1 protein-coding gene is annotated in these 509 nt (G+C 65.0%); it reads left to right on the top strand.

All coding sequences use genetic code 11. The annotated features are described in order from the left end of the window. Window positions 1-41: 41 nt before the first annotated feature. The coding region (locus RMT89_RS40980) for a hypothetical protein (protein ID WP_315888839.1) at window positions 42-509 on the top strand (468 nt) is incomplete at its 3' end.

Below are 509 nucleotides of genomic sequence, written 5' to 3'. Positions count from 1 at the left end.
TGGCCGGAATCGCGTCGATCCTGTCAAGCATCGGCGGCGGTATGATCCAGAACGCCGCGAAATTCGCCGAGTTGCAGGCGCTCCGGGCAGGTGCGAATGCCAAGGAGGCCGTCAAACAGGGCGAGCAACTCATCCGCGAGACAGAGCGCAGGGCGGCAGATATGGGCGGCAGCTTTGCCGATCGGCTCGCACGGCGCGCGAAGGTGGCAATCGCTGATGTGGGCGATTTTGTCGCCGACCAGATCGAAAAAGAACATAAAAAGCAACGTGATACTGAACGAGCCGCGCTTGCTGAAACTAGGGCCGGGGCTGGCCGGGTCCGCTCAGGCGGCGGAGGCGGGGGCGGGGGCAGGATCGCGAGCGAAGCGGATCGTGAGCGGCGGGCCATCGAAGATCTGATCCAGAGCCAGCAGCGTGAGCTGGACATTATCCGCGCCAAGAACCCTGTGCAGGCGGAACTGCTGCGGCACCGCGAGGCACTGGCACAGGCAACCTCGGCCGAGCGGGCG

The organism is Streptomyces sp. P17 (genome assembly GCF_032436805.1).
Classification (GTDB): Bacteria; Actinomycetota; Actinomycetes; order Streptomycetales; family Streptomycetaceae; genus Streptomyces.
The sequence above is the reverse complement of the archived record's forward strand: the minus strand, read 5'-3'. Positions and strand labels throughout refer to the sequence as shown.